Consider the following 25,013-nt stretch of genomic DNA (forward strand, 5'->3'; position numbering starts at 1 on the left):
CTCTTCATGACCATCTTCACCCCCACCACCTCATCCGAAGTCCTCTCCTCGGTCGCCTGGGCAGTGGCGCAAGCGTCGCCGCTCGAGATCCTTGGCCACGGCTCAAAGCGCGGCATCGGCCGGCCGCTGCAGACGGAGCACACGCTCGACCTGTCGAAACTCGCCGGCGTCACGCTCTACGAGCCCGCCGAACTGGTGCTGTCGGCAAAGGCCGGCACGCCGCTGGCCGAGGTCGAAAGACTGCTGGCGGAGAACGGCCAGCAACTCGCCTTCGAGCCAATGGATTACGCCCCGCTTCTCAACGGCGAGCCGGGCAATGGCACCATCGGCGGCGTGCTTGCCGCGAACCTCTCCGGTCCGCGCCGGCTGAAGGCCGGTGCCGCGCGCGATCATATCCTGGGCATCAATGTGGTGTCCGGGCGGGGCGAAGCCTTCAAGTCGGGTGGCCGCGTGGTGAAGAACGTCACAGGCTATGATCTGTCGAAGCTGATGGCCAACAGCTGGGGCACGCTGGCCGTCTTCACCGACGTCATCTTCAAGGTGCTGCCTGCGGCCGAGACCGAGGTGACGCTCGCCATCCGTGGCTTGCTCGACGATGCCGCGGCAAGCGCCATGGCGCTGGCGCTCGGCTCCAGCGCGGAAGTGTCGAGCGCTGCCCATCTGCCGGAGCGCATTGCCGCGCGTGTCGCCGGCGGCGCACTCGGCAGCGATGCCGCCACGCTGCTGCGCGTCGAGGGCTTTGGCCCGTCGGTCGCCTATCGCATCGCCGCGCTGAAGACGCTGCTCGGCAAGGCCGGGCCGTTGGAGGAAATTTCCGGTGAGGCTTCACGGCTGATCTGGCAAGACGTGCGCGATATCAGGCCTTTCGCCGACGGCCGCGAGAAACCGGTCTGGCGCGTTTCGATGACGCCTACCCAGGGCCATCAGATGGTCCTGACCTTGCGCATGCAGGCCGCCGTCAGCGCGTTCTACGACTGGCAGGGGGGGCTGGTGTGGTTGCGCATGGAGGAGGGCGATCCGGAAGCCGCTCTGCTGCGCGGGCTGTTGCGCAAACATGGCGGCGGCCACGCGACGCTGGTGCGCGCCGCACCCGCCCATCGCGCCGCCTTGCCGGTCTTCGAGCCGCAGGCGCCGGCATTGGCGGCGCTCAGCCAGCGGCTGAAGCAGGAATTCGACCCGAAGAACATCCTCAATCCCGGCCGCATGGCTTAGGACTAACGCGATGCAGACGAACTTCTCGATTGCCCAGCTTGCCGATCCTGATGTCGCGGAGTCGGAAAAGATCCTGCGCAAATGCGTGCATTGCGGCTTCTGCACCGCCACCTGCCCGACCTATGTGACGCTGGGCAATGAGCTCGATTCGCCGCGCGGGCGCATCTACCTGATCAAGGACATGCTGGAGAACGGCCGGGCCGCCGACAAGGAGATCGTCACCCATATCGACCGCTGCCTGTCCTGCCTGGCCTGCATGACCACCTGCCCGTCAGGCGTCAACTACATGCATCTGGTCGACCATGCCCGCGCCCACATCGAGGAAACCTACAAGCGGCCGCTGCTCGACCGCCTGACCCGGGCCATGCTGGCCTTCGTGCTGCCTTATCCCGCGCGATTTCGCGCAGCACTCAAACTGGCGAAATTGGGCAAGCCGTTCATCGGCCTGTTCGAAAAGGTCCCGGCGCTGAAGCCGCTCGGCGCGATGCTCAGATTGGCACCCGCATCGATCCCGGCAGCATCGCCGATGGCCTCGCCGGGTGTCCATGCCGGGCAGGGGGCCAAGAAAGGTCGGGTCGCCATCCTGACCGGCTGCGCGCAATCGGTGCTTGATCCCGCCATCAACGACACGACGATCTCGCTGCTGAGGCGGCTCGGCGTCGAGGTGGTGGTGCCGCCGGGCGAGGGCTGCTGCGGCGCGCTGGTTCATCATATGGGGCGGGAAGACGCCGCCCTTGCCTCTGCCAGGCAGAATGTCGATGCCTGGACGCGCGCCATCGAGCAGGGCGGGCTCGATGCCATCATCATCACCGCGTCGGGTTGCGGCACGACGATCAAGGACTATGGCTTCATGCTGCGGCTCGATCCGGCCTATGCCGACAAGGCCGCGCGCGTATCGGCGCTGGCCAGGGATATCACCGAATATCTGGCCGCCTTTGACCTGCCTGAACCCGTGCGCAGTCCGGGTACGGTGGTTGCTTATCACTCGGCCTGTTCCATGCAGCACGGCCAGAAGATCACGCGTCAGCCGAAAGAACTGCTGGCAAAGGCCGGCTTCATCGTGCGCGAGCCGCGCGAGGGCCATCTGTGCTGCGGTTCCGCCGGCACTTACAACATCCTGCAGTCCGAGATTTCGGCCAGGCTGCGCGACCGCAAGGTGAAAAACATCGAGGCGACAGGTGCCTCGATCGTCGCCACCGGCAATATCGGCTGCATCACGCAGATTGCGTCCGCGTCGAAGATGCCGGTCGTGCACACGATCAAACTGCTCGATTGGGCCTATGGCGGGCCGAAGCCGGATGGGATCCCCGAGGAAAGGCTGTTCGCGGCTGAGTAACGTTGCGCCCCGTTCTTACTCCGCAGCCAGCCTGTCCGGCGTGCCGTAAGTCGCCTCGTAATGCGCGCGCTGCCGGCTGAGCGCCACCATCGTGTTGCGCAGCAGGATCGCCACGGTGATCGGGCCGACGCCGCCAGGCACCGGCGTGATCCAGGACGCAACCTCGCGTACGCTTTCGGTGTCGACGTCGCCGACGATGCGGCTCGTCCCATCAGGTCCGATTTCCGAATTGATGCCGATGTCGATGACGGCAGCCCCAGGTTTGACCATGTCGGCCTTGATCAGCCGCGGCTTGCCCACGGCGACGAACAGCGCATCGGCGCGGCGCGCATGCGCTGCGACCGACCGCGTCATGTGATGGCAGACCGTCACCGTCGCGCCTTCGCTCATCAGGAGGAAGGCGATCGGCTTGCCGACGATTTCCGAATGGCCGACGATGACGACTTCCAGCCCCTTGAGATCGAGGCCGGTTTCCTTGAGCAGCTCGACCGAGGCAGCCGCCGTGCAGGGCGCGAGATCGAGCTGGTTGTAGACGATGTTGCCGATCGAGGCCGGATGCATGCCTTCGACGTCCTTGAGCGGATGCACGGCCGCCTGCAGCGTCTTGATCGGGATATGCGCCGGCACCGGCCGCTGGATGATGATGCCGGTGACGCGCGGATCGGCGTTCAGGCCGTGGATCGCCGCTTCCAGTTCGCCCGAGGTGATGGTGGCGGGAAAACGCCGCTCCTCGAAATCGATGCCGGCGAGCTGGGCCTTGGCACGCTGGTTGCGCACATAGACATCCACCGCATCTGTATCGCCGACGGTGATCGAGATCAGCTTGGGTGGAAAACCCTCGGCTTTGGCTATCGCCGCATCCTCGCGCACGGCGGCGATGATGCGCTGGGCAACCGGGCCGCCCTTGAGATAGCGGTTGTCGTCGGACAGGGACATGGGGACTCTTCTCTTTCGTTGGCGCCGACATAGCAAAAGAACATCGAAAATGGCAGCACGAAAGCGAACCGCCATGCCTTTTGCGCGACGCAACGACGCGTCGCGGGCACTGGACGCCGATCAAAAAGAAAGGGCAGCGCGGTTTCCCGTGCTGCCCTTCTCGACTGGCCGCATCCCCATACGGCCCGTCCCCCGTATTCCTTCCGACCTCAGGAAACGATGTATTTCCGGATCAGGTGATTCGCGAAAACGATCATATCACCTCGACCGTGGTTCCGACATTGACCCGTTCGTAAAGGTCGACCACGTCCTCGTTGCGCATGCGGATGCAGCCCGACGACACCGCGCCGCCGATCGTCCAGGGCTGGTTGGTGCCGTGGATGCGGTATTCCGTCGTGCCGAGATAGAGCGCACGGGCACCGAGCGGGTTCTCGATGCCGCCGGCTAGATAGGTCGGCAGGTAACGGCCCTTGGCGGCCTCGCGCTTGATCATCTGCGCCGGCGGGCGCCAGTCCGGCCATTCGCGTTTGTTGGTGATCTTGTGCGTGCCCGACCATTCGAAGCCCGGCTTGCCGGTGCCAACGCCATAGCGCCGCGCCTTGCCGTTCTTTTCGACCAGAAAGAGGAAATTCTGCGTCGTATCGATGACGATCGTGCCCGGCTTTTGCGGACCGTCATAGGCGACTTCTTGCGGCAGGTAGACCGGGTTGATCTGCGGGCGCATGACCATGCGCTTGGCCGGTGCCTGCACGGCGGCCGTCTGCACCCGGTCGGGCTGCGTCGGTTGCGCGACCTGGCGGTTCTGCCGCACGATGCCGGGTGCGCGGCCAAGCTGCAGCACCCAGGGGGCGGAAAGATCGGGGCTCACCATCACCGGCGGCCTGTCGGCGTAGCGGTCGCCGGCGGTTGAGGGCGTGACACCAGAGGCGAACACAGCCATGGCGCCGAGCACGGAAAACAAAACTCTCTTCATCGGAACGCACCTTGATCGTCTGATACAACCGGGTGGAAACGAGCCCCGGTTCAGCGATCATTGGCGCGTAAGCAGCAACCGAAACATGAATCGGAATGCGTAAAATGCGGAAGTGTCGGTAAACCTTTTGGTGTGGTTACCGCAGGGTTCAGGAATCTGGTAAAGCCACGGTAAAAGCGGCGCAAAAGCGCATTAACGGATGGATTTTTCGCAATGAGCAAAGAAAACACCGGCCTGCTCGCCGGTCCCGACGGGGTCGCGCGCTGCTTCTGGCACGGCAATCTGCCCGACTATTTGCATTATCATGACAATGAATGGGGCCGGCCGGTGGCCGACGATCGCAGGCTGTTCGAAAAGATCTGCCTTGAAGGCTTCCAATCGGGCCTGTCGTGGCTGACCATCCTGCGCAAGCGCGAGAATTTTCGCGAGGCCTTCGCCGGCTTCGACTTCGACAAGGTCGCCGCCTTCACCGACAAGGATGTCGAACGCCTGCTCGGCAATGCCGGCATCATCCGCCATCGCGGCAAGATCGTCTCGACCATCAACAACGCCAAGCGCGCCCGCGAAATGGTCGATGAATTCGGTTCGCTGGCCGCCTGGTTCTGGAAGTTCGAACCCGGCAAGGACGAGCGGCCACGGATCGTCGACCTCGCCCATCTGCGCGCCAACCCGACGACCGCGGTCTCGGTCCGGATTTCGAAGGAACTGAAGAAGCGCGGCTGGAGTTTTGTCGGCCCGACCACGGTCTATGCCTTCATGCAGGCCATGGGCCTGGTCAACGACCATCTCGAGGGCTGCGTTTGTCGCAAGGAGGTCGAGAAGGAGCGGAAGGCTTTCAAGCGGCCGAAGTAGAGCTCCTTTTATCTTCCCCTCGTGGAGAAGATGGCCACGAAGCGGCCGGATGAGGAGTGTTCCAAGGTCGCTCACGCCGTCTGCAAGGCACTCACCGTCGCTGACCCTTGCCGCACCAAGCTGCTTCGGTTAGGACACGCCCACTCGAAATAAGTCGTCATTTACTTAGCAAAAAGACCCATCTCATGGCCGACAAATCGGAAAAGACGAAAGCGCGGCTGCCGCGCGGTTTTGCCGACCGCAGCGCCGAGGATATCCGCGCCGTCGAAAAGATGATGGCGACGATCCGCTCGGTCTATGAACTCTATGGTTTCGAACCGGCCGACCAGCCGCTGATCGAATACACCGACGCGCTCGGCAAATTCCTGCCCGACCAGGACCGGCCGAACGAAGGCGTTTTCTCGTTCCAGGACGATGACGACCAATGGCTGTCGCTGCGCTATGACCTGACCGCGCCGACGGCGCGCTTCGTCGCCGAGAACTACGAGCGCCTGCCGAAACCCTATCGCAGCTACCGCTCCGGCTGGGTGTTCCGCAACGAGAAGCCAGGCCCAGGCCGCTTCCGCCAGTTCATGCAGTTCGATGCCGACACGATCGGCACACCGAACGGCGTGGCCGGAGCGGCCGCGGATGCGGAGATGGCAATGATGATGGCTGACGTCATGGAGGCGCTCGGCATCAAGCGCGGCGACTACATCGTGCGTGTTAACAACCGCAAACTGTTCGACGGTGTACTTGAGGCGATTGGCCTCGGCGGCGACCATAATGCCGGGCGCCGGCTGACAGTGCTGCGCGCGATAGACAAGCTGGACAAGGTTGGGGCGGACGGAGTTCGTGCTCTGCTGGGATTGGGTCGGCTAGACGAGAGCGGTGACTTTACGAAGGGCGCTGGGTTAAGTGACGAACAGATTAGCTGCTTGGAGCCGATCTTAAAGTTCGAGCGTAACAAGGATGAAATATCGATTGCAATCGCCTCCGACGATCAGAAGAAACCTAGGTTTGAGACGATCCGACGAGATGACTTAGGTATCTCAGGTTCGGCTAGCGCTGACGCGTTGCAGCGTATCGAGAAATTCGGCTGGGAGAACGCTAGCGCGCTAGGCTATTTGGACTCACTTTTCGTCCAGATTGAAAATCAGTTTCCGGAACATGCGCATATCTTTGCGACGGGTGGAGTTGGTTACGAAGCCTATGACGAACTTTCAAAAATAGCCGCCTTAGCACAAGCGGCTGGCTACGGCAGTGATAGTGTAAAGGTCGCGATTAACAAAGTTACGATTGACCTATCCGTCGTCCGCGGCCTCGAATACTACACCGGTCCGGTCTTCGAGGCCGAGCTTCTCGCCGAAATCCCCAATGAGGACGGCCAGATCGTGCGCTTCGGCTCGGTCGGTGGCGGCGGTCGCTATGACGGCCTGGTCTCGCGCTTTCGCGGCGAACCGGTGCCGGCGACCGGTTTCTCGATCGGCGTTAGCAGGCTGATGACGGCGCTGAAGAACCTCGGCAAGCTGGACAGCGCCGATGTGATCGCGCCGGTCGTCGTGCTGGTCATGGACAAGGACACGGAAAGCCTCGGCCGCTACCAGAAGATGGTGGCGCAGCTGCGTGCCGCCGGCATCCGTTCGGAAATGTATCTCGGCGGCGCCGGCATGAAGGCGCAGCTCAAATATGCCGACCGGCGCGGCTGCCCCGTCGCAATCATTCAGGGCGGCGACGAGCGCGCCAAGGGCGAGCTGCAGATCAAGGACCTGATCGAAGGCGCGCGCATGTCGGCGGAGATCACCGACAACGCCGAATGGCGCGCCGCCCGCCCGGCTCAGGTAACGGTGGCGGAAGGTGAATTGGTCGCCGAGGTGAAGAAGATCTTGGCGGCGCAGGCCGCTGACCGTGTGAAGGGTGGCGCCTCGCGCCCATCCGATCCATGACCTCCCCCTACCCCGCAATATCGGCCGACATCATCAGCCTCTTTGCCACGCGCGACACGCACGCTGTCGAGGTCGCCGTGCTGCAGCCGGCCGATCCCTTTCTCGACATGGCCGGCGAGGATTTGCGGCGCCGCATTTTCCTCACCGAGAGCGAGACCGGGCAGACGCTGTGCCTGCGGCCGGAATTCACCATTCCGGTCTGTCTCGACCACATAAGTTCGCAGGCCGGCACGCCGCGCCGCTATTCCTATCTGGGCGAGGTGTTTCGGCAGCGCCGCGAAGGCGGCAACGAGTTCTTCCAGGCCGGCATCGAGGATCTCGGCGACCGCGACACCGCTGAGGCCGACGCCCGCTCGGTGGCCGATGCGCACGCCCTGCTGTCGCTGGTGCTGCCGGGCCGGTCCCTGGCAATCACGCTGGGTGACCAGGCGATTTTCGAGGCGGTGCTCGCCGCCCTTGGCCTGCCACGCGGCTGGCGCATGCGGCTGGCCCGCGCCTTCGGCTCGGCGCCGATGCTTGAGGCCGCACTCGCCGACCTCGCCAATCCGCCGCGCAACAGCCAACTCTCCGGCCCCGTCGCCGCCCTTGTCCTCGACGGTGATCTCGAAGGTCTTTCCGCTTACATCGCCGGCGGCATGGAGGAGGCCGGCCTGTCTGCATCGGCCGGTCGGTCGCCGTCGGACATTGCGCGGCGACTGATCGAGAAAGCCGAATTGCGCAGCGTGCGGCTGTCGAACGAGGCCTTTGCTGCGCTGAAGACTTTCCTGGCGATCGACGTGCCGCTCGATGGCGCGGCGCAGGCGCTGGAAAGCTTTGCCGCCGGTGCAGGGCTTTCCTTGGGCGCCGCGCTGGAAAAATTCGCGGCCCGTGCCCGGGCGATCGAGGCGCATGGCCTGCCGGCGGGAAGAATCCGCTACGATGCCGCCTTCGGGCGCCCCCTCGACTACTATACCGGTGTGGTCTTTGAAATCGCCGCGCAGGACGGCGAACGTCCCCTGGCCGGCGGCGGCCGTTACGACCGGTTGCTGACACTGCTTGGCGCAAAGACTGCGATACCCGGCGTCGGCTTTTCGGTTTGGCTCGACCGCATCGAGGCGTTGCGGGAGACGGCACCATGATCACACTGGCGATCCCGTCGAAAGGCCGGCTGAAGGAGCAGGCGTTGGAAGTGCTGGCCAGAGCCGGCCTCACCCTCACCCTGCCTGGCGACCAGCGCAAATATCACGCCCGCGTCGAGGGCCTGGAAAATGTCGAAATCGCCTTCCTGTCGGCTTCCGAGATTGCTGGCGAGATCGGCCAGGGCGCGGTCGATCTCGGCATCACCGGCGAGGATCTGGTGCGGGAAAATCTGGCCGACTGGGAGGCGCGTGCGGAAATCGTCGCCCGCCTCGGCTTCGGCCATGCCGATGTCGTGGTGGCGGTGCCAGAGATCTGGCTCGACGTCGACAGCATGGCCGATCTCGACGACGTCGCCGCCGATTTCCGCCAGCGCCATGGCCGCCGGCTCAGGATCGCCACCAAATACTGGCGGCTGACCCAGCAATTCTTCTCGCAGAAGCACGGTATCCAGGTCTATCGCATCGTCGAGAGCTTAGGTGCCACCGAAGGCGCGCCGGCGGCTGGGCTTGCCGATGTCATCGTCGACATCACCACGACAGGCTCGACGTTGCGCGCCAATCATCTCAAGGTGCTGGGCGATGGCGTCGTCTTGAAGTCGCAGGCCTGCCTAGTCGCATCGAAGAAGCCTCGTGCCGCGCTGGATGAAGCCCTCTTGCGCGACATAGCCGCGAAGATGAGCGCCCTCCCTCTCGCTTGAGGGGAGGGTCGCCTCACGCCGAGCACTGCCGCAAGGACCCCACCCGTCCATCCGCCTTCGGCGGCTGTCCACCCTCCCCTCAAGAGGGAGGGACTCCAGTACCATCGGCGGGATTTCCACCGTCCCGGCAGGCTGATAGGCTTGGGTCGTGCTGGGAGGAAACAGCCATGCCGGTCAATCTCGACGAGCTGAAGAACGCCACCAATCTGCGCGGGCGCGGCGCGCGCGCCGGCGGCGTCTTTATCGCACCCGTCGACGGCAGGGCGCATGTCTCGGGCGAGCGCAAGGTGCCGCTGCTGGACAAGACTATCCCGGCGCTGTTCTCCGACACCGTCAGCAAATATGGCACGCTCGATGCCGCCGTCTTTGTCGGCCAGGACAAGCGCTTCACCTGGAGCGAACTGTCGGACACGGTGGATGCGCTGGCCGCCGGCTTCCTGGCGCTGGGCCTGGAAAAAGGCGACCGTGTCGGCATCTGGTCGCCCAACCGCTGGGAATGGCTGGTGACGCAGTTCGCCACCGCCCGCGTCGGTCTGATCCTGGTCAACATCAACCCGGCCTACAGGCTGACCGAACTGGACTATGCCCTGAACAGGGTCGGCTGCAAGGCTCTGGTGACGGCGGCCAGCTTCAAGACCTCGGACTATCTCGGCATGATCGAGACACTGGCGCCGGAGATAGCGAAGGCCACGCCCGGCAAGCTCAAGGCGCAAAAACTGCCGGCGCTGAAGATCGTCATCCGCATGGGCGAGGACAACTCGCCTGGCATGTTCAATTTCGGCGACGTGCTGGCCATGGCCGGCCGCGACGAGCACGACAGCCTGGACCGCATCTCCGAGGGGCTGAAACCGAACGATGCCATCAACATCCAGTTCACCTCGGGCACGACCGGAGCACCCAAGGGCGCGACGCTGACGCACAACAACATTGTCAACAACGGCAATTTCGTTACCTCGGCGATCAGGCTCACCGTCGACGACCGGCTCTGCATCCCGGTGCCGCTCTATCACTGCTTCGGCATGTCGATGGGCACGATGGGCTGTGTGTCGAAGGGGGCGACCATGGTGTTCCCAGGCGAAGGGTTCGACCCCGGTGCGACGCTGAAAGCCGTGGCGCAGGAGCGCTGCACCGGGCTCTACGGCGTGCCGACCATGTTTGTCGGCATGCTCGACCATGCGGATTTCGCGACCTTCGATCTCTCCAGCCTGCGCACCGGCATCATGGCCGGCTCGCCATGCCCGATCGAGGTGATGAAGAAGGTGGTGTCGCTGATGCATATGTCCGAGGTGACCATCGCCTACGGCATGACCGAGACCAGCCCGGTATCGTTCCAGAGCGGCGTCGACGATCCCCTGGAAAAGCGCGTCTCCACGGTCGGGCGCGTCCACCCTCATGTGGAGGTCAAAGCGGTCGATGCCGATGGCGCCACCGTCGCCGTCGGCGCGCCGGGCGAACTCTGCACACGCGGCTATTCGGTGATGAAGGGCTATTGGGACGACGAGGAAAAGACCCGTGAGGCGATCGATAGCGACGGCTGGATGCACACCGGCGACCTCGCGACAATAGACGCGGAGGGCTATTGCAACATCGTCGGCCGGGTCAAGGACATGGTCATCCGTGGCGGCGAGAACGTCTATCCCAGAGAGGTCGAGGAATTCCTCTACCGCCATCCCAAGGTCCGGGAAGTGCAGGTGTTCGGCATTCCCGATGCCAAATATGGCGAAGAGCTTTGCGCCTGGATCGTGCTCAAGCCCGGCCAGATCGCCACAGAACAGGAGATCAAAAACTTCTGCGCCGGCCAGATCGCCCACTACAAAATCCCGCGCCACATCCGCTTCCGCACCGAATTGCCGATGACGGTGACCGGCAAGCCGCAAAAATTTCTGATGCGTCAGGCTATGGTCGAGGAATTGGGACTGGTGACGCAGAAGACGGCGTGAGCAGAGGAAGCGCCAAGGGGACCAACATCTTCGTTACCTCAGACCGCGGATTTGAGGTGGTCGATGAAGGCGCGCAGCTTCGGCAGGATCTGGCGCTTGCCGGGATGATAGAGGAAGACGCCCGGCGTCGTGGCGGCGATGCTGTCCAGCACGGGCTTGAGTTTTCCTTGCTCTATCGGACCCTCGGCGACGGGCCGAGGGATCTGCGCCAGCCCAATCCCTCGTATCGCGGCGCCGAGCAGCGTCGGATAATCGTGCGCGATCAGCGGGCCTGAAATCATCGCCTCGATTGCCTCGTTGCCGTCGACGAACGTCCAGGGCGCGATGGCACCGTTCGAGCGGCGCAGGCGCAAGCAGGCGTGGTGACGCAAGTCGTCGACGCGCTCGGGGTAGCCGTGGCGCTCGAGATAGTCAGGGCTGCCGACGACCACGAACGAAAACGACGGAGTGAGCCGCACCGCGACCATGTCGGTGGCGACGAACTGGCCGAGGCGGATGCCGGCATCGAACCCCCCGGCGGCCAGATCGACCATCTCGTCACTCGCAGCGATCTCCAGTTCGACTTCGGGATAGGCCTGGCAGAACGACGCGATCACCGGCTCCAGGATCAACGGCACGACAGCGCGGGGCACTGACAGGCGCAGCAGACCAGTCGGCCGTTGGCCGACATCGCGCGCCGCCTCGCCGGCGGCGACGATCTCCTCGAAGGCAGGGCCGGCGCGGTCGAGGAACCGCTGACCGGCCTCGGTCAAACCGACGCTCCGTGTCGTGCGGACAAACAGCGCCGCACCGATGCGCGCTTCCAGCGCACGCACCGCCTGGCTCACGGCGGACGGCGTCACGCCAAGATCGGCGGCGGCGCGGCGGAAGTTGCGGTGCCTGGCGACAGCCAGGAACACCTCGACGCCCTCCAGGGCACCGTGCCGAACTGTGTAGTTCTGCTTCATAGGTTGTTGTGATTATACCGGATAGTCGAATTATGGAAGCGGGTCTAAGTAGGGGATGAACCCTGGAGACATCCTGCAATGACCGATGGACTTGATGGCGTGCGCGACCACTATCGCGCGACCGGCCTGACTGAGCGGCTGAAGACGGTGCTGGCTGCCCTCGGCCCGGAGGATCAGCTTCTCACGCCACAGCAATTAGGCGTTCTCGACCAATTCCACACCCGTGGCCTTGCCGCGACCGCGGAGCTTGCCCAATTGGCGGGCATCGCCGCGGGCATGTCAGTTCTGGACGTCGGCTCGGGCATTGGCGGGCCGGCGCGCTTTCTGGCCGCGACCTATGGCTGTCGGGTTACTGGCGTCGATCTCAGCGACCCTTTCGTGGATGCCGCGCGCTACCTGACCAAGCGCACGGGGCAGAGCGGGCAATTGTCGTTCCAGACCGCCAGCGCATTGGAGCTTCCGTTCGATGATGGCCGTTTCGACATCGTGTTGCTACAGCATGTGGCGATGAACATCTCCGACCGGGCGCGACTCTACAGCGAGATCCGGCGTGTTTTGAAATCAGGCGGCAGATTTGCCACCTTTGACGTCGTGTTGGGCGAGGGCGAGCCGCATTATCCGCTCCCCTGGGCGCGAACGACAGCGACGAGCTTCCTCCTGACAGCCGACGCGACGCGCGAGGCGATCGAACCGGCCGGCTTCCGTGTGCTGGCATGGCAAGACGACACCGAGGTGGCCAAGGCCTGGTTCCGGCAGTTGCGTGCGTCGGGTCCGCCGCCTTCGCCAAATCTCGGCGTGGTGATGGGACCAGACTTCGCTGAGCTTACCGCCAACCTGGGACGAAATCTCGCGGAAGGCCGGCTCGGCATCCTGACCGCCGTCTTCGAGGCCGCGTAGATCAACGGCTCACAGGAGAACCAGAATGTCGACGGAAGCCATTTTCCAGACCCATCTTGTTCTAGGCTATGTCGCGTGGCTGCTTTGCTTCGGCGCGTACATCTGGCCCCGGCTCAAGTCGATGGACGGGGTCGCGGCGCAACGTGCGATCGCCACGCTGCACAGCTTCCGCTTCTTCGGGCTCGTCTTCATCCTTCCGGGCATCGTCAGCCCCGATCTGCCCGCCAGCTTCGCCACCTTTGCCGCCTATGGCGACTTCGCAACCGGCATGCTGGCCATGCTGGCGCTGCTCACCGTGAAGGTACGCCAGCTGTTCTGGGCGTTCGTCGTCGCCTTCAACGTCGTCGGCATGGTCGACCTCATCGTCGACTATTACCACGCCATCCAGGCCGATCTCCCTGCCCACGCAGGACTGCTGGGCGCCACCTACGCGATCTCGGTCATCTACGTGCCGCTGCTGATGATCACGCACATCGTCGCGTTCTATTTTCTGCTACGTCCCAAGCAGAACGAGACGCGCGCCAGTGCGACGGCTTCCTAGGGTCGGGTCGACAGCAGTGTTCGGGCTGGACGCTCCGCGGCTTGCCATCAAGCACGCTTCTCACGCCGCCAGCATCGCCGCTCCCAGGTTGCGGATAATCTTGGCCAATTCCACGCATTCATCGTGCCTAGCATTGTTGCGCCGCCAGGCGAGGCAGATCATGCGTTGCGGCATCGGCTCCTGGAACGGCACGATCTTGAGGTCGGGGATGGTGCCGGCTGGCCCCGTGGCCATTTCGGGGATGAGCGTGACGCCGAGCCCATGCGCCACCATCTGTAGGAGCGTGGTCAGGCTGGTGGCGCCGTAGCTCGCCATCGCTACCGGACGCACATTGCCGCAGACGGCCAGCGCCTGTTCGCGCAGGCAATGCCCTTCCTCCAGCAGCATCAGCCTTTCCAGTGCCGGGCTTTCGGGCGGAACCGGCGGCGAGGCAAAGGCCGGATCGCCTGCCGGCACGGCGAGGAAGAACCTGTCGGGAAACAGCGCTTCGGTGATCAGCCCGGGATGATCGAGCGGAAGTGCGGCGATGAAGGCATCGAGCTTCCGCGATGCGACGTCCTCGACCAAGGAAGTGGTGACCGCCTCGCGCAGTTCGAGCAGCAAGGCCGGAAAATGCTTTTTCAGTTCGGGCAGGGCGCGCGGCAGAAGGTAGGGCGCGACGGTCGGGATGATACCCAGCCGGAAGCGGCCCTCCATGGCCGTGCGGCCGCGCCGGGCCGTCGTTTCGACATCGCGTATGTCGGCAAGGATGCGTTCGATGCGCGGCAGGAGCGCGACCGCATCGTCCGTCATGCGGACCGACTTGCCGCCGCGTTCGAACAGCCGGCAGTTCAGCCGTTGCTCCATTTCCGCGATTTGCGAGGACAGCGCCGGCTGGCTGACCCCGGCGAGCTTTGCCGCCCGCCCGAAATGCAGCGTCTGCGCCAGCGCGTCGAAGTAATGCATCTGCCGGACAGTCAAGCCTATCATAAGAAAATCCTATCGAAATGAACAGGAAAGGCAATTTGTTTTTATCGCGAATGCGGCCTAGTCTGGAACCATTCCAGATTGGTGCGGTCGCTTGGCCGCCCGCAAAAATCTCGGCAAAATCAAACCTCGGCAAAATCGGAGCAGTAAGATGGACGCGAAAACCGACGACAACAGCGCGGGCAAATGCCCTGTGGCGCATGGATCCGCCGGCAGGACCAACCGCGACTGGTGGCCGAACCAGCTCGATCTCGGTGTTCTCCACCAGCAGTCCAGCCTGTCGGACACTATGGGTGAGGACTTCGACTACGCCAAGGAATTCAGGAGTCTCGACCTCGATGCGGTGATCAAGGACCTCCACCAGGTGATGACGGATTCCCAGGATTGGTGGCCGGCCGATTTCGGCCATTACGGTCCTCTGTTCATCCGCATGGCCTGGCACAGCGCCGGCACCTATCGCATCGGCGACGGCCGCGGTGGCGCCGGAGCGGGCCAGCAGCGTTTCGCTCCGCTCAACAGCTGGCCGGATAATGCCAATCTCGACAAGGCGCGCCGCCTACTTTGGCCGGTCAAGCAGAAATATGGCCGTAAGATTTCCTGGGCCGACCTGCTGATCCTCACCGGCAACGTCGCGCTGGAATCGATGGGCTTCAAGACCTTCGGCTTCGCCGGCGGGCGCGCCGACGTCTGGGAGCCGGAACAGGACGTGGATTGGGGCTCCGAAACGAAATGGCTCGGCGACGAGCGTTACTCCGGCGACCGCGAACTTCAGGGCCATCTCGGCGCCGTGCAGATGGGCCTGATCTACGTCAATCCTGAGGGGCCGAACGGCAAGCCCGATCCGCTGGCCTCGGCGCGCGACATCCGGGAAACCTTCGGCCGCATGGCGATGAACGACGAGGAAACCGTGGCGCTGATCGCCGGCGGCCACACCTTCGGCAAGACCCACGGCGCCGGCGATGCCTCACTGGTGGGCGCCGAACCCGAAGGCGCCGGCATCGAGGCACAGGGTCTCGGCTGGTCAAGCAAGTACGCCACCGGCATTGCAGGCGACGCCATCACTTCGGGTCTCGAGGTGACCTGGACGACGACGCCGACCAAATGGAGCAACAACTTCTTCGACAATCTCTTCAACTACGAATGGGAGCTGACGAAGAGCCCGGCCGGCGCCCATCAGTGGACGCCCAAGGGCGGCGCCGGCGCCGGCACGGTGCCGGACGCGCATGATCCCTCGAAGCGCCGCGCGCCGGCCATGCTGACCACCGATCTCGCGCTGCGCTTCGACCCGGCCTATGAGAAGATCTCGCGACGGTTCCATCAGAATCCGGATCAGTTCGCCGACGCCTTCGCCCGCGCCTGGTTCAAGCTGACCCACCGTGACATGGGTCCGGTGGTGCGCTATCTCGGCCCGTTGGTGCCGAAGGAAGAGCTGATCTGGCAGGACCCGATCCCGGCGCTCGATCATGAACTGGTCAGCGAGCAGGATATCGCATCGCTGAAGGCGAAGATCCTGGCCTCGGGTCTGTCGGTCTCCGAACTGGTCTCGACCGCCTGGGCGTCGGCCTCGACGTTCCGCAATTCCGACAAGCGCGGCGGCGCCAACGGCGCCCGCATCCGCTTGGCGCCGCAGAAGGACTGGGAGGTCAACCAGCCGGCCGAGCTGTCGAAGGTGCTTGCCAAGCTCGAAGCCGTCCAGAAGGAGTTCAACGCGGCACATGCCGGCGACAAGAAGGTCTCGCTCGCCGACCTGATCGTTCTCGGCGGCGTTGCCGCGGTCGAGAGGGCAGCGAAGGACGGTGGCCATGAGGTGAAGGTGCCGTTCACGCCAGGCCGTATGGACGCTGCGCAGGAGCAGACGGACGTGCACTCCTTCGCGGCACTCGAGCCGAAAGTCGACGGCTTCCGCAACTATGTCAGGGGCAAGCAGCCCATGTCGGTCGAAGCGATGCTGGTCGACCGGGCACAGCTGCTGGCATTGACTGCCCCGGAGATGACGGTGCTGGTCGGCGGGTTGCGCGTTCTCGGCGCCAACACCGGCGGGTCAAAGCACGGCGTGTTCACCGACAGGCCGGGCACTTTGACCAACGACTTCTTCGTCAACCTGCTCTCGATGAGCACGGTCTGGGATCCGGCAGCCGGCTCTGTTCCAGGTTCGGAAGAGGTGTACGAGGCTCGGGACCGCAAGACCAAGGCCGTGAAGTGGACCGGTACCCGCGCCGATCTGATCTTCGGCTCGCATGCGCAGCTGCGCGCGCTTGCCGAAGTCTACGGATCCGGCGACGCCGGGCAGAAATTCGTCAAGGATTTCGTCGCGGCGTGGACCAAGGTGATGAACGCCGACCGCTTCGACATCGCCGGCTGATCCGAGCCAAGGACCAACAAAAAGGCGCGGACCCGTGGTCCGCGCCTTTTGCATTCGGGTTTTAGAATCAATCCTTTTCGAAGATGCGCGCCTTGGCGACGACGCCGGCAATGGCGCCGCCGATCAGCGGAGCGACGATGAACAGCCAGAGCTGGCTGAGTGCAGCACCGCCCGAAAACAGCGCCGGACCAATGGAGCGCGCCGGATTGACCGAGGTGCCGGTGACCGGGATCATGGCGAAGTGGATGCCGGCCAGCGTCAGGCCGATGACCAGCCCGGCAAACGCCGTCGAGTGCTTTTCAGCGGTAACGCCGAGGATCACCGTGACGAAGGTGAAGGTGCCGATCAGCTCCCACAGGAATGCCGAGCTCATGCCCCATTTCGTCACATCCCAGCCATTGGCGCCGAAGCCGCCAGTGTGGCCGCCGGCTTGACCGGAAACGATGATCCACAACGCCAGCGAAGCCAGGATGGCGCCGATGATCTGCGCGATCCAGTAGGGTATGACGTCCTTGGCCGGCAGCCGGCCGGCAAGGAAGACGCCGAGCGTCACCGCCGGATTGAGATGCGCGCCCGAAATCGGGCCGATCGCATAGGCCGCGGCGATAAGGCCGATGCCGAATGCCAGACCGATGCCTTCCTGGCCGAGCGGCAGCGCGCCGCCGAAGCCGCCCGTCACCACCGACGCCGTGCCTATGAACACCAACAGAAATGTGCCTAGAACTTCCGCCAGATAAGTTTTCATTGCCCTCTCCTCGTAGCGATCCGCCGGTCCGCGTTTTCCGCGCCGCGAATCATGGTGTGGAGAGTATTCCCAACGGAAAAACTTGGAAAGCAGAGCGGTTGCGTCACAAACCATGGTTGCAGTCGCCAGTTACGAACATTAGAGATCTTGCATCTATTTGCCGATCTGCTGTTAACCGGACAGAGAGATATTTAGTCGTCGGGTGGATTCGCTTGCCTCGGTCGGGATTGCCGTCGTGGGATGGAAGCGGGGTTCAATCCGGACGTGAAAGGCTCTAAGAGCAGCCGAGAGATGATGTGCTCGATTTGATGGAATGACGAATGCGACTGGGCGGACGGCTGGCTGCGGCCATCGAAGTGCTGGAGGACATTGGCAGGCGTCACCGGCCGGTGGCCGATGCGCTGAAGGATTGGGGCCTGTCACATCGCTTCGCCGGTGGCGGTGATCGCGCCGCGATCGGCAACATCGTCTACGACGCGCTGCGCCACAAGCGCTCCGCCGGCTGGTTGCTCGGCGACGACACACCACGCGCCGTCGGCTTCGGCGCTCTGCTGCTCGAATGGAGCCAGACGGCGCAGTCGCTCAACAACGCGCTTGATGGCGACAAATTCGCGCCGCCGCTGCTCAGTGCCACCGAGCTCCAGGCAATCGCCGGACGCCGGCTTGCCGACGCGCCGCCCGCGGTGCGGGCCGACATCCCCGACTGGTGCGAAAAGCTTTTCGAACGGGCTTTCGGCGAGACATGGGTCGAGGAGGGCGCGGCACTGGCGAAACGTCCTCCGCTCGACATCAGGGTCAACACGCTGCAGGCCAATCGCGACAAGGTGCTGGCCGAACTGGCGGATACCGGCGCGAAGGCGGCGCGAATCGCGCCAAATGGCATCCGCATTCCGCCCATCGATGGCGACGGCAGGCATCCGAATGTGCAGGCTGAGCCCGCCTTCCAGAAGGGCTGGTTCGAAGTCCAGGACGAAGGCTCGCAAATAGCGGCCGCCCTTGCCGGCGCCGAGGCTGGCATGCAGGTGCTCGACTTCTGCGCTGGCGCCGGCGGCAAGACGCTGGCGCTGTCGGCCGCGATGGACAATACAGGCCAGGTATTTGCCCATGACGCCGAAAAGGCGCGGCTGGCGCCGATCTTCGACCGCATCCGCCGCTCGGAAAATCGTAATGTGCAGGTGGTCACCAAGCCGGCCGAACTTGCCCCGCTGGCCAACCATATGGACGTGGTGTTGGTCGACGCACCCTGCACCGGCAGCGGCACCTGGCGCCGCCGCCCCGACGCCAAATGGCGGCTGACGCAGAGACAGCTCGACGCCCGCAAGGGCGAACAGTCGGCGATCCTTGATGCCGCACGAGCCTATGTCAAACCCGGCGGCCTGCTGGCCTACATCACCTGCTCTGTCTTCGACGAGGAGAATGGCGAGCAGGTCGCGGCGTTTCGCGAGCGCCACAGCAGCTATGTGCCCGTTGACCACCGCGCGTTGTGGAATGGCCATTTTCCAGGCCACGAGGCGGCCGCACGGATCGGCTCCGCCGGTGACATTTCACTGTCGCCATTGCTGAGCGGAACAGACGGTTTTTATTTCTGCGCGCTGCGCCGGACCAACTGAGCCCTGCCGGACCCCAGTAATCTCCGGCCCCCCAACCATGACTGCCGACGAGACGGATTGTTGCAGTGCAGCAAATGAGATTGCCTGCCGCCTATCCCTCTGCAATAAGCTTTGCCAGGCAAACGAAGGCAAAGGCGATGGCAGCAAAGATCGTACCGGCTCCGGATTATGAGGATCGCGTCAGGTCGTCTTTCGCGCGCCAGCAGGCGATGGCCACGATCGGCGCCGAACTGACATTGGTGACCCCCGGCATCATCGAGATCGAGATGCCTTATTCGGCCGCACTGACCCAGCAGCACGGCTTTCTGCATGCTGGCGTCATCTCGACGGCATTGGACTCGGCCTGCGGTTACGCGGCCTTTTCCTTGATGCCGGAAAATTCGGGCGTGCTGACCATCGAGTTCAAGGTCAACCTGCTGGCGCCGGGCCGCGGCGAGCGTTTCCTCTTCCGTGGATCGGTGACCAAGCCCGGCCGCACCATCATCGTCGCCGATGGCCAGGCCTATGCCTTCGCCGCCGACGGCGAGGCCAAGCTGATCGCCACAATGACCGGCACGATGATGACGGTGGTCGGCCGTGACGGGATCGCGGGGTGAGAGCCGGGTTCGCCGAAGGCGAATTGAAAGGTCCGGTGGACCTTTCAAAGGGCTCGAACCGGGGAGCTGCCGGAGGCAGCGGGTCCCCGGCTGCGCCGGTGGCAATAGCATAGGCAAGCAGGAGGGATCGTCGTGACCGGCAACGTTGTGCGAATCGGCGGCAAGGGCGTCCTCTTCGTCATGGCGGTGCAGGCCGAATACGGCCCGCATTTGCAGCGGCTGTTCTCGCCGCTGATGACGGGCGTCGGCCCGGTCGAGGCAGGTGTGCGGCTCGGCGCCGAACTCTCCCGGTTGAAGTCTGAAAAAGCCTTGCCGGATATCGTCGTATCGCTGGGCTCAGCCGGCAGCCGGATGCTCGAACAAACCGAAGTCTATCAGGCCGTCTCCGTCAGCTATCGCGACATCGATGCATCGCCGCTCGGCTTCGAGAAAGGCGCGACGCCGTTTCTCGACCTGCCGGTGACCGTGCCGCTGCCGTTCAGGATTCCGCGGATCAAGCAGGCCACCCTATCGACCGGCGGTGCGATCATCACAGGCGTGGCCTATGACACAATCGCGGCCGACATGGTCGACATGGAAACCTTCGCCTGCCTGCGCGCGTGCCAGCTGTTCGATGTGCCCCTGATCGGACTGCGCGGCATTTCCGACGGCGCGGCTGATCTCAGGCACGTCGGTGACTGGACCGAATATCTGCATATCATTGACGAGAAGCTGGCCGGGGCGGTCCAACTGCTGGAACAGTCGATCGCCTCCGGCGCAATCGATTTCAGACCCGCTGACGCGGCAGGTTTTTAGCGTTACCGAACAGCACCCCGATCATCTTGAAGCGAACGGCGTTGTCGCGGTTGACATAGGTGACGGATCCCGGCTCATGGTCCAAGGTCCAGCGCCCTGTCACACCCGTGTCCCAGTCTGTGACATAGCCATCATCGAGCATCCGCCATCGCCCGCTGCGCGCCTCGCCGTCATCGAGCAGCATGTGCGCGGCACCTTCATTTTCGAAATAGACGTAAGCCTCCTTGCCGTTTCGCTCCAACACGTGGGTCGTGCCCGGAATGAGGATTGCAAGATGTTCCTTTTGCAATGCCGTCATGTTTTTCTCCTGAGTGAAGTCGGCGATTGCCTCGACCGGCATCGCCGCGTAAGGTGGGTAAGTAGTCAAGATGCTTGACTACTTAGAGGGTGGATTGAATTTGGTCAAGCATCTTGACGAAAAATCCGAAGCGTTGCCCGATCACATCGGCTGGCGGCTGTGGCAGGCAAGCCGTGCCTGGCAGGCAGAGTTCGCCGCCGCCATGCGCGTCGCCGGCCACGGCTGGTTCACTGAAGCGCGCGCCGCCCTGCTTGGCCATATCCCGCGCGTCGGCACCCGCCAGTCGACCCTGATTGATCGCTCGGCAATCTCCAAACAAGCGGTTCAGCAATTGCTCGATGGGTTGGAGACGGAAGGCGTGCTGGAGCGTCTGCCCGACCCGAAGGACGGCCGCAGCAAACTTGTGCGCTACACGCACAAGGGGCTGGACGCGCTGCGCGACGGCGACCGCATCAAGCTCCAGATCGAACAGGATTACATTGCCCGTCTCGGCCAGCAGCGGTTCGCGGCACTGATGGATGCGCTGCGGGCGCTCGACGCGAGGCAGGCGGGGGCGATCGATCGAGAGGCGGGCGTTTAGTGGACGGCGAGCCTCGCAACCCATTGCGCCGACTCGTTTCTTTCTTTAAACGCTCGCCATGAAAACAGCCAATCATCCCGACACCGTCCTGATTGTCGATTTCGGCAGCCAGTTTACGCAGCTCATCGCCCGCCGCATCCGCGAAGCTGGCGTCTTTTCCGAGATCGTGCCGTTCCAGTCGGCCGAAGCGGCGTTCAAGCGCATCAACCCGAAAGCCGTGATCCTGTCCGGCGGTCCGGCCTCGACGTCTGAGATCGGCAGCCCGCGCGCACCGCAGATCGTCTTCGATGCCGGCGTGCCGGTGCTTGGCATCTGCTACGGCCAGATGGCCATGTGCGTGCAGATGGGCGGTGTCGCCGAAAGTTCCAACCATCGCGAGTTCGGCCGCGCCTTCGTCGAGATCGAAAAGGACAGCCCGCTGTTCGAGGGCCTGTGGGCGACCGGCCAGCGCCATCAGGTGTGGATGAGCCATGGCGACCGCGTCATCGCCTTGCCGCCGGGTTTTCAGGTGTTCGGCAAGTCGGAAAGCTCGCCTTTTGCCATTTTCGGCGATGTCGAACGCAAGATGTACGGCATCATGTTCCACCCAGAGGTGGTGCACACGCCTGACGGCGCCAGGCTGCTCAGGAACTTCGTCCACAACATCGCCGGCATCGAAGGCGACTGGACGATGCGTGCCTACCGCGAACACGCGGTCGAGGCCATCCGCAAGCAGGTCGGCAAGGGCAAGGTCATCTGCGCGCTGTCTGGCGGCGTGGACTCCTCGGTCGCGGCACTCCTGATCCACGAGGCGGTTGGCGACCAACTGACCTGCATCCTTGTCGACCACGGCCTGATGCGCAAGGACGAGGCCGCGGGCGTGGTGGCGATGTTCCGCCAGCACTACAATCTGCCGCTGATCCTGGTCGATGCCTCGGAAAAATTCATCTCGGCGCTGGAAGGCGAGGTGGATCCCGAGAAGAAGCGCAAGACCATCGGTCGGCTGTTCATCGAAGTGTTCGAGGAAGAAGCCAAGAAGCTCGGTGGCGCCGATTTCCTGGCGCAAGGCACGCTCTACCCCGACGTCATCGAAAGCGTCTCCTTCACCGGCGGCCCGTCGGTGACCATCAAGTCGCACCACAATGTCGGCGGTCTGCCCGAGCGCATGAACATGCAGTTGGTCGAGCCGCTGCGCGAACTGTTCAAGGATGAGGTGCGGGCGCTGGGCAAGGAACTCGGCCTGCCCGAAAGCTTCATCGGCCGCCACCCGTTCCCGGGCCCTGGTCTCGCCATCCGCTGCCCGGGCGGCATCACGCGGGAAAAGCTGGAGATCCTGCGCGAGGCCGACGCCATCTATCTCGACGAGATCCGCAAGGCAGGCCTCTACGACGCCATCTGGCAGGCCTTCGCCGTGCTTCTGCCGGTACAGACCGTCGGCGTGATGGGTGACGGCCGCACCTACGAATTCGTCTGCGCGCTGCGCGCCGTCACCTCGGTCGACGGCATGACGGCGGACTTCTATCACTACGACATGGCCTTCCTCGGCGCCGCCGCCACCCGCATCATCAACGAGGTCCGAGGCATCAACCGCGTCGTCTACGACGTGACGTCGAAGCCGCCTGGCACCATCGAGTGGGAATGATTTTTGCCCATCCGAGAGTATCCAAAACTACGCTACAGTTCGCCATAACACACTGATAAATAATAAAAATAGCCTCTGCATCTATCGATGACCAGAGATCAGGCTTGACGGTCCACGTGACGCAATAGAAAGCGATAGACGTACGAGGGGAAGACTTCGCTCGTGCCCGTGCGGGAATATCGCATCATAGCGCGCAAATCGGATGGGTTGCCATTCCGATGTTGGCGGGCGATTGGAAGATCGGGATGAGCCAAACGCACTAAACGTATGTGGTCGTGCCAGTCGACCGATACGAGTCGATATTGCCACGCAGCGCTCCCTATTGCCCGAGACTTTTCGGCGGCGGCCGTCACCAGGCATCCTCCCGCAAGGAGCTCGCTCCGATGCCATTGCAAACTGGGCGCGCTGTCGGAAAACAACTCATGTCTGCGATGATGCAAAACCATCCAGATATGAGCTGTCTAAATGTGCAGACTATAAACCGGCTTCCTTAGCGCGTTTGGTGAGCTCCTCCTCAGTCATGTCCGAGATGTGCGTGGCGAAGAACCATGAGTGACCGAATGGATCTTCAAGCTCGGCCATGAGATCTCCATGGAACTGTTCTTGGACAGGACGGATAACGGTTGCGCCCTCCGCAATGGCGCGATCTGTAAAGCTGACGACGTCATCGACATAGACGAAGAGATTCACTGCGGTACCGCCTAATGCGGTGGGACTGCGAAAATTGTAGGCTGGATATTCCTCCCGCACCATGAAGCGCGCACCGGCTACAACGACATCGGCATGCGCCAGCTTTCCTCCTTCTCTCTCGATAGTATTGCTCACGTGGGCGCCAAAAGCGCGCTTGTAGAAGTCGATTGCTTTCCAGCCGTCGTTAACATTCAGATATGGGATAACCATTTGGATTTGCGGCATGTTTTTCCTTTCCCATTGCGCTGAATCTACGTTGTACAACCTCAACTTCCCTTTAGGTCAAGCGCCCCTCGCGATGAAGAACATCGCACCGATCGACCAGCGCAAATATCTAGCCAGCTCGGTCATGAGCTGACCCGCGCCTGGAAGTCATCGCGCAGATGCCGTTTTCTGACCCGCGGGCCGAGAATATCGTGCTGCATCATTCGGGCGAGGAAGCCCCACCGCGGTGTACTGGCGGCGGTTCACGCGCCCGCGCGGTGTTCAAATGCTATTCGCGACGCAGCGCTCCGATCTGACAGACTCGCATTCCACGGTCGAGATCGGCAGTCGCGCCGCAGCGACGGAATAACAGCGGAAATCTCAGTCACGAATCTGACGGGTTCGATTGACAATCCTATGCGCACAGGTGAACTTCTGACGAGTTCATTCTCCTTACTGCCTTGTCCGCGTGACGGGGCGCGGTCGATGGAGCTATTCCATGTTTATTGCTCGGCACGCCAGAGGTGGCTTATGATAGATACCACAACGTTGTTGACTTATTGCGCGATCGTTCTCGGGTTCGTCTTCATACCTGGTCCGGCCACACTATTGACCGTCGCGCGAGCAATGACATCTGGAACGAAGGTCGGCGTCGCGACCGGAGTTGGGATCACGGCCGGCGATATCGTCCACACATTCTTCGCGGTCGTCGGCATTTCGGCAATTATCGCAACTTCGGCCTGGCTGTTCGGCCTCCTCAAATACGCTGGGGCGGCCTACCTAATTTATATGGGCATCAAAGCGATATTGGAGAAAACGCCGGCTTCGATTGGCGGTGACAAGAGCCCTGTCTCCGCCAAGCTGGCATTCCGGCAAGCCATTCTTACAGAAGTTCTGAACCCAAAAACGGCGCTGTTCTTTCTGGCCTTTCTGCCGCAATTTGTGCACCCTCAGAATGGAGCCGTTTTTTTACAGCTTACCATCCTAGGCGTCTTGTTCGCGGCCATCGGGTTCATTAGCACCTTCGTGTTTGCTACGATCGCCGGTCACCTCGGACAATTCCTACGACGGCATCCCTCAGTCCTGAAGTGGCAAGGGAAAGTTGTCGGAGGTATCTACTGCGCCCTTGGCGTCCGGTTGGCTTTGCAAGAACGCGCATAGTATCAAACGA

At 63.1% G+C, this 25,013-nt stretch carries 23 protein-coding genes; 16 read left to right on the forward strand and 7 right to left on the reverse strand.

The window, feature by feature from the left end:
• The first annotated feature begins 6 nt into the window (after nucleotides 1-6).
• Together JT360_RS18475 and glcF are read left to right on the forward strand one after the other, a co-directional pair.
• Nucleotides 7-1,212 (forward strand): FAD-binding protein, encoded by a 1,206-nt coding sequence (locus tag JT360_RS18475; RefSeq protein WP_214473164.1) that lies wholly within the window; start codon nucleotides 7-9, stop codon nucleotides 1,210-1,212.
• Nucleotides 1,213-1,222: 10 nt separating this feature from the next.
• Nucleotides 1,223-2,548 (forward strand): glycolate oxidase subunit GlcF, encoded by a 1,326-nt coding sequence (glcF, locus tag JT360_RS18480; RefSeq protein ID WP_214473165.1) that lies wholly within the window; start codon nucleotides 1,223-1,225, stop codon nucleotides 2,546-2,548.
• Nucleotides 2,549-2,563: 15 nt separating this feature from the next.
• Here glcF and JT360_RS18485 read toward each other — a convergent pair whose 3' ends face one another.
• Together JT360_RS18485 and JT360_RS18490 are read right to left on the reverse strand one after the other, a co-directional pair.
• Nucleotides 2,564-3,484, reverse strand: coding sequence for a bifunctional 5,10-methylenetetrahydrofolate dehydrogenase/5,10-methenyltetrahydrofolate cyclohydrolase (locus tag JT360_RS18485; RefSeq protein ID WP_214473166.1), 921 nt, complete (start codon nucleotides 3,482-3,484; stop codon nucleotides 2,564-2,566).
• 253 nt (nucleotides 3,485-3,737) lie between these two features.
• Nucleotides 3,738-4,457 (reverse strand): L,D-transpeptidase, encoded by a 720-nt coding sequence (locus tag JT360_RS18490; protein WP_214473167.1) that lies wholly within the window; start codon nucleotides 4,455-4,457, stop codon nucleotides 3,738-3,740.
• Between the two features lie 213 nt (nucleotides 4,458-4,670).
• On the opposite strand from JT360_RS18490, the gene JT360_RS18495 reads away from it, so the two are divergent.
• From JT360_RS18495 to JT360_RS18515, 5 genes are all read left to right on the forward strand, one after another.
• Entirely contained in the window at nucleotides 4,671-5,309 is a 639-nt protein-coding gene (locus tag JT360_RS18495) for a DNA-3-methyladenine glycosylase I (RefSeq protein WP_214473168.1), read from the forward strand.
• Between the two features lie 185 nt (nucleotides 5,310-5,494).
• Nucleotides 5,495-7,234: a histidine--tRNA ligase gene (locus tag JT360_RS18500; RefSeq protein ID WP_214473169.1), complete on the forward strand. Its 1,740-nt coding sequence runs from the start codon at nucleotides 5,495-5,497 to the stop codon at nucleotides 7,232-7,234.
• Nucleotides 7,231-8,352, forward strand: coding sequence for an ATP phosphoribosyltransferase regulatory subunit (locus JT360_RS18505; protein WP_214473170.1), 1,122 nt, complete (start codon nucleotides 7,231-7,233; stop codon nucleotides 8,350-8,352). Before JT360_RS18500 ends, JT360_RS18505 begins: the two co-directional genes overlap by 4 nt.
• Nucleotides 8,349-9,050, forward strand: a complete 702-nt coding sequence (gene hisG, locus JT360_RS18510; RefSeq protein WP_214473171.1) for an ATP phosphoribosyltransferase — start codon at nucleotides 8,349-8,351, stop codon at nucleotides 9,048-9,050. The genes JT360_RS18505 and hisG overlap by 4 nt, the downstream gene beginning before the upstream one ends.
• 167 nt (nucleotides 9,051-9,217) lie before the next feature.
• On the forward strand, nucleotides 9,218-10,990 hold the full coding sequence (locus tag JT360_RS18515) for an AMP-binding protein (RefSeq protein WP_214473172.1): 1,773 nt from the start codon (nucleotides 9,218-9,220) through the stop codon (nucleotides 10,988-10,990).
• Between the two features lie 38 nt (nucleotides 10,991-11,028).
• Here the strand turns inward: JT360_RS18515 and JT360_RS18520 are convergent, their stop codons facing one another.
• Complete coding sequence (locus tag JT360_RS18520; protein WP_214473173.1) at nucleotides 11,029-11,937, reverse strand: LysR family transcriptional regulator; 909 nt, start codon at nucleotides 11,935-11,937, stop codon at nucleotides 11,029-11,031.
• A 99-nt stretch (nucleotides 11,938-12,036) separates the two neighbouring features.
• Between JT360_RS18520 and JT360_RS18525 the strand changes: the two genes are divergently transcribed.
• Together JT360_RS18525 and JT360_RS18530 are read left to right on the forward strand one after the other, a co-directional pair.
• A complete protein-coding gene (locus JT360_RS18525; RefSeq protein ID WP_352127778.1) occupies nucleotides 12,037-12,834 on the forward strand; it encodes a class I SAM-dependent methyltransferase in 798 nt (265 codons plus the stop codon).
• Nucleotides 12,835-12,859: 25 nt separating this feature from the next.
• Nucleotides 12,860-13,375: a DUF8737 domain-containing protein gene (locus JT360_RS18530; RefSeq protein WP_214473175.1), complete on the forward strand. Its 516-nt coding sequence runs from the start codon at nucleotides 12,860-12,862 to the stop codon at nucleotides 13,373-13,375.
• 60 nt (nucleotides 13,376-13,435) lie between these two features.
• Here the strand turns inward: JT360_RS18530 and JT360_RS18535 are convergent, their stop codons facing one another.
• Nucleotides 13,436-14,344, reverse strand: coding sequence for a hydrogen peroxide-inducible genes activator (locus JT360_RS18535; RefSeq protein WP_214473176.1), 909 nt, complete (start codon nucleotides 14,342-14,344; stop codon nucleotides 13,436-13,438).
• Between the two features lie 148 nt (nucleotides 14,345-14,492).
• Between JT360_RS18535 and katG the strand changes: the two genes are divergently transcribed.
• Entirely contained in the window at nucleotides 14,493-16,703 is a 2,211-nt protein-coding gene (gene katG / locus JT360_RS18540) for a catalase/peroxidase HPI (RefSeq protein WP_214473177.1), read from the forward strand.
• Nucleotides 16,704-16,770: 67 nt separating this feature from the next.
• Here the strand turns inward: katG and JT360_RS18545 are convergent, their stop codons facing one another.
• A complete protein-coding gene (locus JT360_RS18545) occupies nucleotides 16,771-17,448 on the reverse strand; it encodes an MIP family channel protein (RefSeq protein ID WP_214473178.1) in 678 nt (225 codons plus the stop codon).
• Between the two features lie 320 nt (nucleotides 17,449-17,768).
• On the opposite strand from JT360_RS18545, the gene JT360_RS18550 reads away from it, so the two are divergent.
• The 3 genes from JT360_RS18550 (at nucleotide 17,769) to JT360_RS18560 (ending at nucleotide 20,449) form a co-directional block, all read left to right on the forward strand.
• Nucleotides 17,769-19,058, forward strand: coding sequence for an RsmB/NOP family class I SAM-dependent RNA methyltransferase (locus JT360_RS18550; RefSeq protein WP_214473179.1), 1,290 nt, complete (start codon nucleotides 17,769-17,771; stop codon nucleotides 19,056-19,058).
• Between the two features lie 137 nt (nucleotides 19,059-19,195).
• Nucleotides 19,196-19,654 carry a PaaI family thioesterase gene (locus JT360_RS18555; protein ID WP_214473180.1) on the forward strand — a complete coding sequence of 153 codons (459 nt, stop codon included), beginning with the start codon at nucleotides 19,196-19,198 and terminating at the stop codon, nucleotides 19,652-19,654.
• Nucleotides 19,655-19,786: 132 nt separating this feature from the next.
• A complete protein-coding gene (locus tag JT360_RS18560; protein WP_214473181.1) occupies nucleotides 19,787-20,449 on the forward strand; it encodes a 5'-methylthioadenosine/S-adenosylhomocysteine nucleosidase in 663 nt (220 codons plus the stop codon).
• On the opposite strand, the gene JT360_RS18565 is transcribed toward JT360_RS18560, so the two are convergent.
• A complete protein-coding gene (locus JT360_RS18565) occupies nucleotides 20,421-20,747 on the reverse strand; it encodes a hypothetical protein (RefSeq protein ID WP_214473182.1) in 327 nt (108 codons plus the stop codon). The genes JT360_RS18560 and JT360_RS18565 overlap by 29 nt on opposite strands.
• A gap of 133 nt (nucleotides 20,748-20,880) precedes the next feature.
• On the opposite strand from JT360_RS18565, the gene JT360_RS18570 reads away from it, so the two are divergent.
• Together JT360_RS18570 and guaA are read left to right on the forward strand one after the other, a co-directional pair.
• On the forward strand, nucleotides 20,881-21,327 hold the full coding sequence (locus tag JT360_RS18570) for a MarR family winged helix-turn-helix transcriptional regulator (RefSeq protein ID WP_250888895.1): 447 nt from the start codon (nucleotides 20,881-20,883) through the stop codon (nucleotides 21,325-21,327).
• Between the two features lie 58 nt (nucleotides 21,328-21,385).
• The gene (guaA, locus tag JT360_RS18575; RefSeq protein WP_214473184.1) at nucleotides 21,386-22,948 is read left to right on the forward strand and encodes a glutamine-hydrolyzing GMP synthase; all 1,563 of its coding nucleotides are present in this window, start codon (nucleotides 21,386-21,388) and stop codon (nucleotides 22,946-22,948) included.
• 474 nt (nucleotides 22,949-23,422) lie between these two features.
• On the opposite strand, the gene JT360_RS18580 is transcribed toward guaA, so the two are convergent.
• Nucleotides 23,423-23,902, reverse strand: coding sequence for a VOC family protein (locus tag JT360_RS18580; RefSeq protein WP_214473185.1), 480 nt, complete (start codon nucleotides 23,900-23,902; stop codon nucleotides 23,423-23,425).
• Between the two features lie 471 nt (nucleotides 23,903-24,373).
• Between JT360_RS18580 and JT360_RS18585 the strand changes: the two genes are divergently transcribed.
• Nucleotides 24,374-25,003 carry a LysE family translocator gene (locus JT360_RS18585; protein ID WP_214473186.1) on the forward strand — a complete coding sequence of 210 codons (630 nt, stop codon included), beginning with the start codon at nucleotides 24,374-24,376 and terminating at the stop codon, nucleotides 25,001-25,003.
• Nucleotides 25,004-25,013 lie beyond the last annotated feature (10 nt).

Origin of the sequence: Mesorhizobium sp. dw_380, from assembly GCF_018588885.1 — a bacterium.
Taxonomy (GTDB): domain Bacteria; phylum Pseudomonadota; class Alphaproteobacteria; order Rhizobiales; family Rhizobiaceae; genus Mesorhizobium.

Coding starts and splice junctions, on each gene's coding strand:
- JT360_RS18500 (WP_214473169.1), top strand. CDS start 5,495: ATGGCCGACAAATCGGAAAAGACGAAAGCGCGGCTGCCGCGCGGTTTT.
- JT360_RS18515 (WP_214473172.1), top strand. CDS start 9,218: ATGCCGGTCAATCTCGACGAGCTGAAGAACGCCACCAATCTGCGCGGG.
- JT360_RS18490 (WP_214473167.1), bottom strand. CDS start 4,457: ATGAAGAGAGTTTTGTTTTCCGTGCTCGGCGCCATGGCTGTGTTCGCC.
- JT360_RS18555 (WP_214473180.1), top strand. CDS start 19,196: ATGGCAGCAAAGATCGTACCGGCTCCGGATTATGAGGATCGCGTCAGG.
- JT360_RS18585 (WP_214473186.1), top strand. CDS start 24,374: ATGATAGATACCACAACGTTGTTGACTTATTGCGCGATCGTTCTCGGG.
- JT360_RS18550 (WP_214473179.1), top strand. CDS start 17,769: ATGCGACTGGGCGGACGGCTGGCTGCGGCCATCGAAGTGCTGGAGGAC.
- hisG (WP_214473171.1), top strand. CDS start 8,349: ATGATCACACTGGCGATCCCGTCGAAAGGCCGGCTGAAGGAGCAGGCG.
- JT360_RS18530 (WP_214473175.1), top strand. CDS start 12,860: ATGTCGACGGAAGCCATTTTCCAGACCCATCTTGTTCTAGGCTATGTC.
- JT360_RS18545 (WP_214473178.1), bottom strand. CDS start 17,448: ATGAAAACTTATCTGGCGGAAGTTCTAGGCACATTTCTGTTGGTGTTC.
- JT360_RS18505 (WP_214473170.1), top strand. CDS start 7,231: ATGACCTCCCCCTACCCCGCAATATCGGCCGACATCATCAGCCTCTTT.
- JT360_RS18535 (WP_214473176.1), bottom strand. CDS start 14,344: ATGATAGGCTTGACTGTCCGGCAGATGCATTACTTCGACGCGCTGGCG.
- JT360_RS18565 (WP_214473182.1), bottom strand. CDS start 20,747: ATGACGGCATTGCAAAAGGAACATCTTGCAATCCTCATTCCGGGCACG.
- JT360_RS18520 (WP_214473173.1), bottom strand. CDS start 11,937: ATGAAGCAGAACTACACAGTTCGGCACGGTGCCCTGGAGGGCGTCGAG.
- guaA (WP_214473184.1), top strand. CDS start 21,386: ATGAAAACAGCCAATCATCCCGACACCGTCCTGATTGTCGATTTCGGC.
- glcF (WP_214473165.1), top strand. CDS start 1,223: ATGCAGACGAACTTCTCGATTGCCCAGCTTGCCGATCCTGATGTCGCG.
- JT360_RS18485 (WP_214473166.1), bottom strand. CDS start 3,484: ATGTCCCTGTCCGACGACAACCGCTATCTCAAGGGCGGCCCGGTTGCC.
- JT360_RS18475 (WP_214473164.1), top strand. CDS start 7: ATGACCATCTTCACCCCCACCACCTCATCCGAAGTCCTCTCCTCGGTC.
- JT360_RS18495 (WP_214473168.1), top strand. CDS start 4,671: ATGAGCAAAGAAAACACCGGCCTGCTCGCCGGTCCCGACGGGGTCGCG.
- katG (WP_214473177.1), top strand. CDS start 14,493: ATGGACGCGAAAACCGACGACAACAGCGCGGGCAAATGCCCTGTGGCG.